The organism is Mesorhizobium sp. M0011, from assembly GCF_040324155.1.
GTDB lineage: Bacteria > Pseudomonadota > Alphaproteobacteria > Rhizobiales > Rhizobiaceae > Mesorhizobium.
In genome coordinates, this window is the sequence record NZ_JAMYVQ010000009.1 from 218,493 (window position 1) to 225,782 (window position 7,290).

General features: G+C 65.4%; 4 protein-coding genes. 2 read left to right on the forward strand and 2 right to left on the reverse strand.

Translation table 11 applies throughout. From position 1 onward, the window contains the following. The first annotated feature begins 230 nt into the window (after nt 1–230). Both NKK51_RS13540 and NKK51_RS13545 read left to right on the forward strand, forming a co-directional pair. Complete coding sequence (locus NKK51_RS13540) at nt 231–1,763, forward strand: YifB family Mg chelatase-like AAA ATPase (RefSeq protein ID WP_128305159.1); 1,533 nt, start codon at nt 231–233, stop codon at nt 1,761–1,763. A 271-nt stretch (nt 1,764–2,034) separates the two neighbouring features. After that, nucleotides 2,035–2,574: a DnaJ domain-containing protein gene (locus NKK51_RS13545; RefSeq protein ID WP_127296986.1), complete on the forward strand. Its 540-nt coding sequence runs from the start codon at nt 2,035–2,037 to the stop codon at nt 2,572–2,574. A 129-nt stretch (nt 2,575–2,703) separates the two neighbouring features. On the opposite strand, the gene NKK51_RS13550 is transcribed toward NKK51_RS13545, so the two are convergent. After that, entirely contained in the window at nt 2,704–4,872 is a 2,169-nt protein-coding gene (locus NKK51_RS13550; protein WP_352553295.1) for a malate synthase G, read from the reverse strand. A 98-nt stretch (nt 4,873–4,970) separates the two neighbouring features. Then, the gene (locus NKK51_RS13555; protein ID WP_352553297.1) at nt 4,971–7,013 is read right to left on the reverse strand and encodes a hydantoinase/oxoprolinase N-terminal domain-containing protein; all 2,043 of its coding nucleotides are present in this window, start codon (nt 7,011–7,013) and stop codon (nt 4,971–4,973) included. Between the last annotated feature and the right edge of the window lie 277 nt (nt 7,014–7,290).

A 7,290-nucleotide genomic window follows, 5' to 3' on the forward strand; every position in this document is an offset into this window, starting at 1 on the left:
GGTATGTCATCTTTGATGCCAGCGAGCCTTTGACGGAGCGGGCGCTCAAGCTTCCGATCAAAGCCTAGCTTATGGACGGCGCTCCTTGCCGGCAGAATTCCTCACCGTGGTGAAGCTATATGTTCTCGTAATGTTCTTGCTTAACTCCGAAATCTGTGGTTGTCTTCTTTGACTTCGCTCACACCCTGATCGCCAGGGCATGGGCGAACTACTGTCCGGGGGTACAAAAAATGGTGGCGCGGGTTCGCACGGTCGCTTTCCAGGGCATCGAGGCCGTGCCGGTCGACGTGCAGGTGATGATCGCGCCCGGCAAGGTCAACATGCACATCGTCGGCCTGGGCGACAAGGCGGTGGCCGAAAGCCGCGAGCGGGTGCAGGCCGCACTGCATGCTTCCGGCCTGTCGATGCCGTCGAAGAAGGTGACTGTCAATCTGGCGCCGGCCGACCTGCCGAAGGAAGGCAGTCACTACGACCTGCCGATCGCGCTTGGCCTGATGGCTGCCCTTGGCGCCATCCCGGGCGACATGCTAGCCGGCTATGTCGTGCTTGGAGAATTGTCGCTCGATGGCACGATTGCCGCGGTCGCCGGCGCCTTGCCGGCGGCGATCGCGGCCAATGCCGAGGGCAAGGGCCTGATCTGCCCGTTCGCCTGCGGACCGGAAGCGGCCTGGGCTGGAAAGGATTTCGACATTCTGGCGCCGCGCAGCCTGATTGCCGTCGCCAATCATTTTCGTGGCACGCAGGTGCTGTCGCGCCCCGAGGCCGGCATCCACGCCGCGGCGCTGGATCTGCCCGACCTCGCCGACATCAAGGGCCAGGAGACCGCCAAGCGGGCGCTGGAGGTGGCGGCGGCCGGTGGTCATAATCTGCTTATGATCGGACCGCCAGGATCGGGCAAATCGATGCTGGCGCAGCGGCTGCCGTCGATCCTGCCGCCGCTGGCGCCGAAGGAATTGCTCGAAGTCTCGATGATCGCCTCGGTGGCGGGGGAACTCGGCGAAGGCAAGCTGACCGACCGGCGGCCGTTCCGCGCGCCGCACCACTCGGCCTCGATGGCGGCGATGGTCGGCGGCGGCATCCGCGCGCGGCCGGGCGAGGTGTCGCTGGCCCATCACGGCGTGCTGTTCCTCGACGAGTTTCCCGAGTTCACGCCGCAGACGCTCGATGCGCTGCGCCAGCCGCTGGAGACCGGCGACTGCATGATCGCGCGGGCCAACCATCGCGTCACCTATCCGGCGCGTATCCAATTGGTGGCGGCGATGAACCCATGCCGCTGCGGCATGGCCGGCGAGCCAGGCTATCGCTGCCTGCGCGGCGAGCGTTGCCGCACCGACTATCAGGCGCGCATTTCGGGCCCGCTGCTCGACCGCATCGATCTCAGGATCGAAGTGCCGGCGGTCTCGGCCAGCGACTTGATCCGGCCCGACCGGGCGGAGAAGAGTGCCGATGTGGCGATGCGCGTGGCACGCGCCCGCACCATCCAGCGCGAACGCTTCGAGCGGCTCGGCGCCACCCGCGCCACCACCAACGCGCATTGCTCACCGTCGATCATCGAGGAAATCGCCATGCCTGACGCCACCGGCCTGTCGCTGCTCAAGGACGCCAGCGAGAAGCTCGCCTTTTCCGCCCGCGCCTACCACCGGGTGCTGAAAGTGGCGCGCACACTGGCCGATCTCGACGCCAGCGAAACCGTCGGCCGAATCCATCTGGCCGAGGCGATCTCCTACCGCATGAGCTCGGAGCGGATGGCGCAGGCGGCGTAGGTCCGCCGACAAGCCGGCCTCGCCACATTGCCTTCCGCGATCACGCCATAACACCGCCTCCGCGAATCGATCATCTCCACGGTGCGGCGGTCCTGATTGTCCGCTTGGCCGGCGTCCTCACCACCCAACGGCCCCCAACCGAGCGGGCGCCGGCCATTTCTCCCTCTTCCGGAGGCGTGGACGTCACCTGCATCGGACCAAAGTCTTGGTCTCTGCATTGGACATTCCTTATTTAGACAATGCGAATATGGTTGCGGTCGGGGAGCCCGCTATGTTCATTGACTACTACGAAGTTTTGGAAGTTAGCCCGAACGCCAACTCGGAAACGCTGGAGCGCATTTTTCGCTATTTTGCGATGCGCTATCATCCCGACAATCGCGAAACCGGCGATGAAGCCCGCTTCAGTGAAATCGTGGAAGCCCACAACACGCTCAAGGATCCGGTCAAACGCGCTCAATACGACATCGCGTACAAGGACCATGCCGGCCTTCGCCGCGAGCTGACCGAGGAAGCCAGCAGCACCAAGGGCGTCGAGCGGGATGTCGTGATCCAGGCCAGGCTGCTGTCGCTGCTTTATGCGAAGCGCCGGCACGACGTCAGCAATCCCGGGATCGGAGATGTGGAGCTCGAACGCTTGTCAGGCTGTCCGCGAGAGCATCTCGAGTTTCATCTCTGGTATCTGAAAGCGAAGGGCTGGATAGCAAGAGTGGAAAACGGGACGATCGCGATTACGGTGGAAGGGGTCGATCGGGTCAACTCCGAACACCGCCGAGATCCCACCATCCGGCTCCTGGACCATACAGCTTCCTGACGCCTCACCTCCGGAGGGAGCCAGGCCGAAAACTCGCCGCCCATACACGACAGAACCGCCGGTTGAGAGAAACGCGGCGATCAAGACCGTTGGCGGCAATCACGCCACCGATCCGCCGTTTGTGCCTGCTCAGCCCTGCTGCGCCTTCAGTTCCAGCCGCCGCGCGTGCAGCACCGGCTCGGTGTAGCCGTTGGGCTGGACGCGGCCCTTGAAGACCAGGTCGCAGGCGGCGAGGAAGGCTATCGACTTGTCAAAGTCGGCCGCCATCGGCTGGTAAAGCGGGTCGCCCTCGTTCTGGCGGTCGACGATGTCAGCCATGCGCTTCATCGTCGCCATCACCTGGTCCTCGCTGCACACGCCGTGGTGCAGCCAATTGGCGATATGCTGTGAGGAAATACGCAGCGTGGCGCGGTCTTCCATCAGGCCGACATCGTTGATGTCAGGCACTTTCGAGCAGCCGACGCCTTGGTCGATCCAGCGCACGACATAGCCAAGAATGCCCTGCGCGTTGTTGTCGAGTTCCTTCTGGATGTCTTCAGGCGACCAGTTCGGCCGCACCGCGACCGGCACCGACAGGATGTCGTCGAGCTTTGCCTTGGGCCGGTTCTTGAGTGCGGCCTGCACGGCATGGACATCGACCTTGTGGTAGTGCGTGGCATGCAGCGTCGCCGCCGTCGGCGACGGCACCCAGGCGGTGTTGGCGCCCGCCTTGGGGTGGGCGATCTTCTGTTCCAGCATTGCCGCCATCAAATCCGGCATCGCCCACATGCCCTTGCCGATCTGGGCGTGGCCGGCCAAGCCGCATTCCAGCCCGGTGTCGACATTCCACGCCTCGTAGGCGGAAATCCAGGCGGCCTGCTTCATGTCGCCCTTGCGGATCATCGGGCCGGCTTCCATCGAGGTATGGATCTCGTCGCCGGTGCGGTCGAGGAAGCCGGTGTTGATGAACACGACACGCTCTTTTGCGGCGCGGATCGCCTCCTTGAGGTTGACGGTGGTGCGCCGCTCCTCGTCCATGATGCCCATCTTGATGGTATTCTCAGTCATGCCGAGCAGGGCCTCGACGCGGTCGAATATCTCGACGGCGAAAGCGACCTCCTCCGGCCCATGCATCTTGGGTTTCACGACATACATCGAGCCGGCGCGGGAATTGGCGCGGCGGCCGTTCGGCCCTACATCGTGCAGCGCGATCAGCGCCGTCATCGCCGCATCCATGATGCCTTCCGGAACCTCGTTGCCGTCGCGATCCAGTATCGCCGGATTGGTCATGAGGTGGCCGACATTCCTGACCAGCATCAGCGAGCGGCCGGGCACGGTCAGCGTGCCGCCGGCGGGCGCGGTGTAGGAGCGGTCAGGGTTGAGTTTGCGGACAAAACTCTTGCCGCCCTTGGTGATCTCTTCCGTCAGATCGCCCTTCATCAGGCCGAGCCAGTTGCGGTAGACGACGACCTTGTCTGGCGCATCCACCGCCGCGACCGAATCCTCGCAGTCCTGGATGGTGGTCAGCGCCGATTCCAGGATGACATCGGCGATGCCAGCCGGATCGGTGCGGCCGATCTGGTTGTTGCGGTCGATCACGATCTCGATGTGCAGGCCGTTGCGCACAAGCAGCACGGTATCGGGATTGGCGGCATCGCCACGATAGCCGACGAATTGCCTGGGGTCGGCCAGCGTCGTCGAGCCGGCGCCGGCGCTTAGCCGCAGGGCGCCTTGCGCCAATGACAGACCGTTGACCCCGGCCCATTTGCCCGAGGTGAGCGGGGCAGCCTCGTCGAGGAAGGTCTTCGTCCAGGCAACGACCTTGGCGCCGCGCGCCGGATTGAAGGCTTTGCCCTTTTCGGCGCCATCCGTTTCGGGGATGGCATCGGTGCCGTAGAGCGCATCGTAGAGCGAACCCCAGCGCGCATTGGCGGCGTTGAGCGCATAGCGCGCATTCATCACCGGCACGACCAGCTGCGGTCCGGCAACATCAGCGATTTCGGGGTCGACATTGTCGGTCGACACGCTGAAGGGCGGGCCCTCCAGAACGATATAGCCGATCTCTTTCAGGAAGCCCTTGTAGGCCTCCACGTCGACCGGCGCGCCGTGATCGCGATACCAGCCATCTACCTGTTCCTGGATGGCGTCACGCGCTGCCAGCAGCGCCCGGTTCTTCGGCGCCAAATCATGGATGATGGCCGAAAAACCGTTCCAGAAGGCGTCCGCTTCGATCTCCGTGCCCGGCAGCGCTTCCCTGGCCACGAACTCATGCAGCTCGCGGGCAATCCGCAATCCGGCGATCTCGATGCGGTCGGTCATCAGGCTACTCCAGATGAAAGGCTTTGCGGGCCTTTGGCATGTCAGGTTTGCCGGGTCAATTCAGCTTAGGGTGAAGGTGGCGTATTTCGCCGCCCCGCTCAAACCGCAATGCGCGGCCTTCCCGAGGCCACGGCCACGACATGCGCCTCGATGAACATGCGCTGGGCTTCGACGGTCGAGACCCGGAATTCGGTGGCGACGTCGATCTCGGCGCTGTCGGTGCCGGCATCCCTGGCACGCTCCGCGACGATGGCCCGGACATCGGCCTCGGCTGCCGCGATCGCCGTCGCCTCGTCGAGGAAATCGCGCACGGTCTCGCCCGAGGCGAGACGAAACAGCCCTTCCATGGGCTGGCTGACCCGCGCCTCGGCCGATACCCTGACCTGGCCGACGACGGCGCCGAGCGCGTTGGCGACATCGGTATCCCTGGGCACCACGCAGTCATTGCCGATCAGGTCGGCCAAGCCGGCATAGTGCAGCGGCGCCGAGGCGCCGAGGCCGATGACCGGGCGATCGAGCGCCACGCTCAGCCGGGCGATGCCGGGATGCGCATCGACCGCGCGCTGCACCAGGGCGTGCGCCACCGTCGATGCGCCATCGAGCCCATCCTCGGCAAAGGCGGTCTCGAGGATATATTCGGCCGACCAGCGCGTCAGCGTCACCAGCACCCGTTCCGAAATCGCTTCCGGTGAAGCGGCGATGAACTGGCCACGGCCGTCACGCTTGCGAGCGAACAGTTCTGCGCCGAGGCGCGCGGCGATGGGATCCCAGTTCGCCTGCTTGCCGAGCACATGGGCGGCGTCCGATGGGGTGAAGCCGGCGACATGCACCAGCCCGCGCGACACCAGCCGGTTCAGCGTCGCGTTCTGCGCGTTCGAGGTCAAAAGCCTGTCGACGGCGAGCGGCACGGCACCGATGGCCTCGTAAAGCCTGGCTTCGGCGCCGGTCAGGCCGGCGGCGAGCCGGTCGGGCACGCCGGTGCGCACCGCGAAACGGCCGTCCATGCGGCCGGGATTGGGTGCCCGCAGCTGGCGCTCCAGCTCTGAGGTCACCGCCGCGCCATGCGCCATGCCGGCCAGCGCCAGCGGCACCAGGCGGCGCGGCCCGAGCAGGATCTTCGGGTTGAGCGCGCCATCTTCCAGCGCCACTTCAGAATCGCCGCCGAGGCCGAAGGTGCGCATGGCGACGGCCTCGACCATGGTGCGGAAGCCGCCGACGGTGGCGCCTTCCGGATCGAGCCTGGGACGGCCGCCGTCGAGCACGGCGACGTCGGTGGTGGTGCCGCCGATGTCGGACACCATGGCGTTGTCGAGCCCGGTCATGTGGCGGGCGCCGACCAGGCTGGCGGCCGGGCCGGACAGGATGGTCTCGATCGGCCGCTGGCGGGCAAAGGCGGCCGAAACCAGCGCACCGTCGCCGCGCACCACCATCAGCGGTGCTGCGATGTTGCGCGCCTCGAGAAAACCTTCGGTTGCCGCCACCAGCCGGTCGATCATCGAGATCAGCCTGGCGTTGAGCAAAGTGGTCAGCGCCCGGCGCGGGCCGCCGAGCTTGGCCGACAGCTCATGGCTCGATGTGACCGGCAGGCCTGTCTTTTCGCGGATCAGCTCGCGGGCGGCGATCTCGTGCGCCGGATTGCGGGTGGCGAAATAGGCGCAGACGGCAAAGCCGGACACAGAGGCGCCGAGTTCCGGCAGCGCCGCCTCCAGCCCGGACAGATCGAGCTTGGCGGCATTGCCATGCACGTCGTGGCCGCCCGGACAAAAAACCACCGGATCGGTGCCGAGCGCGGCCTTCAACCCGTCGCGGGCGAGGTCGCCCTCGGAAAAGCCGATCATCACCAGCGCGACGCGGCCGCCCTGGCCCTCGACAAGCGCGTTGGTGGCAAGCGTCGTCGACATCGACACCAGCTTGATATCAGCCGGATCGGTTCCCGCTTTCTGCAGCACCGCGTCGACGGCGGCGGAAATACCCACGGCAAGATCATGCCTGGTGGTCAGCGCCTTGGCCTTGGCCAGCACCTTGCCTTTGTTCGGCCCCTCTTGCGGGCCTTCCGTCTCAGACCACAACACGGCGTCGGTATAGGTGCCGCCGGTGTCGATCCCGAGGAACAGCGGCTTTGGCTTGGTCTTGGCTGTCATCTTTTTGGCGGCGGTCCGGGTGGCAATTTATTTGTCCCTGCCCTTAGCCGATACGGAGCGGACGATAAAGCCGCGAGCGCTGGGCCACGGTAGGTAGGTTGGTGGTGGTGAACAAGCGAGGTCGGCGGGACAGCACCCCCCTCTGCCCTGCCGGGCATCTCCCCCGCAAGGGGGTGTTTGGACCGGAGACATCGCGAACAGGTGTGCGAGGACATCGCGAACAGTTTTGTCACTTATCGTCTGCAGAGGTTGAGGTCGACTGTTTCTATTTTCTGAT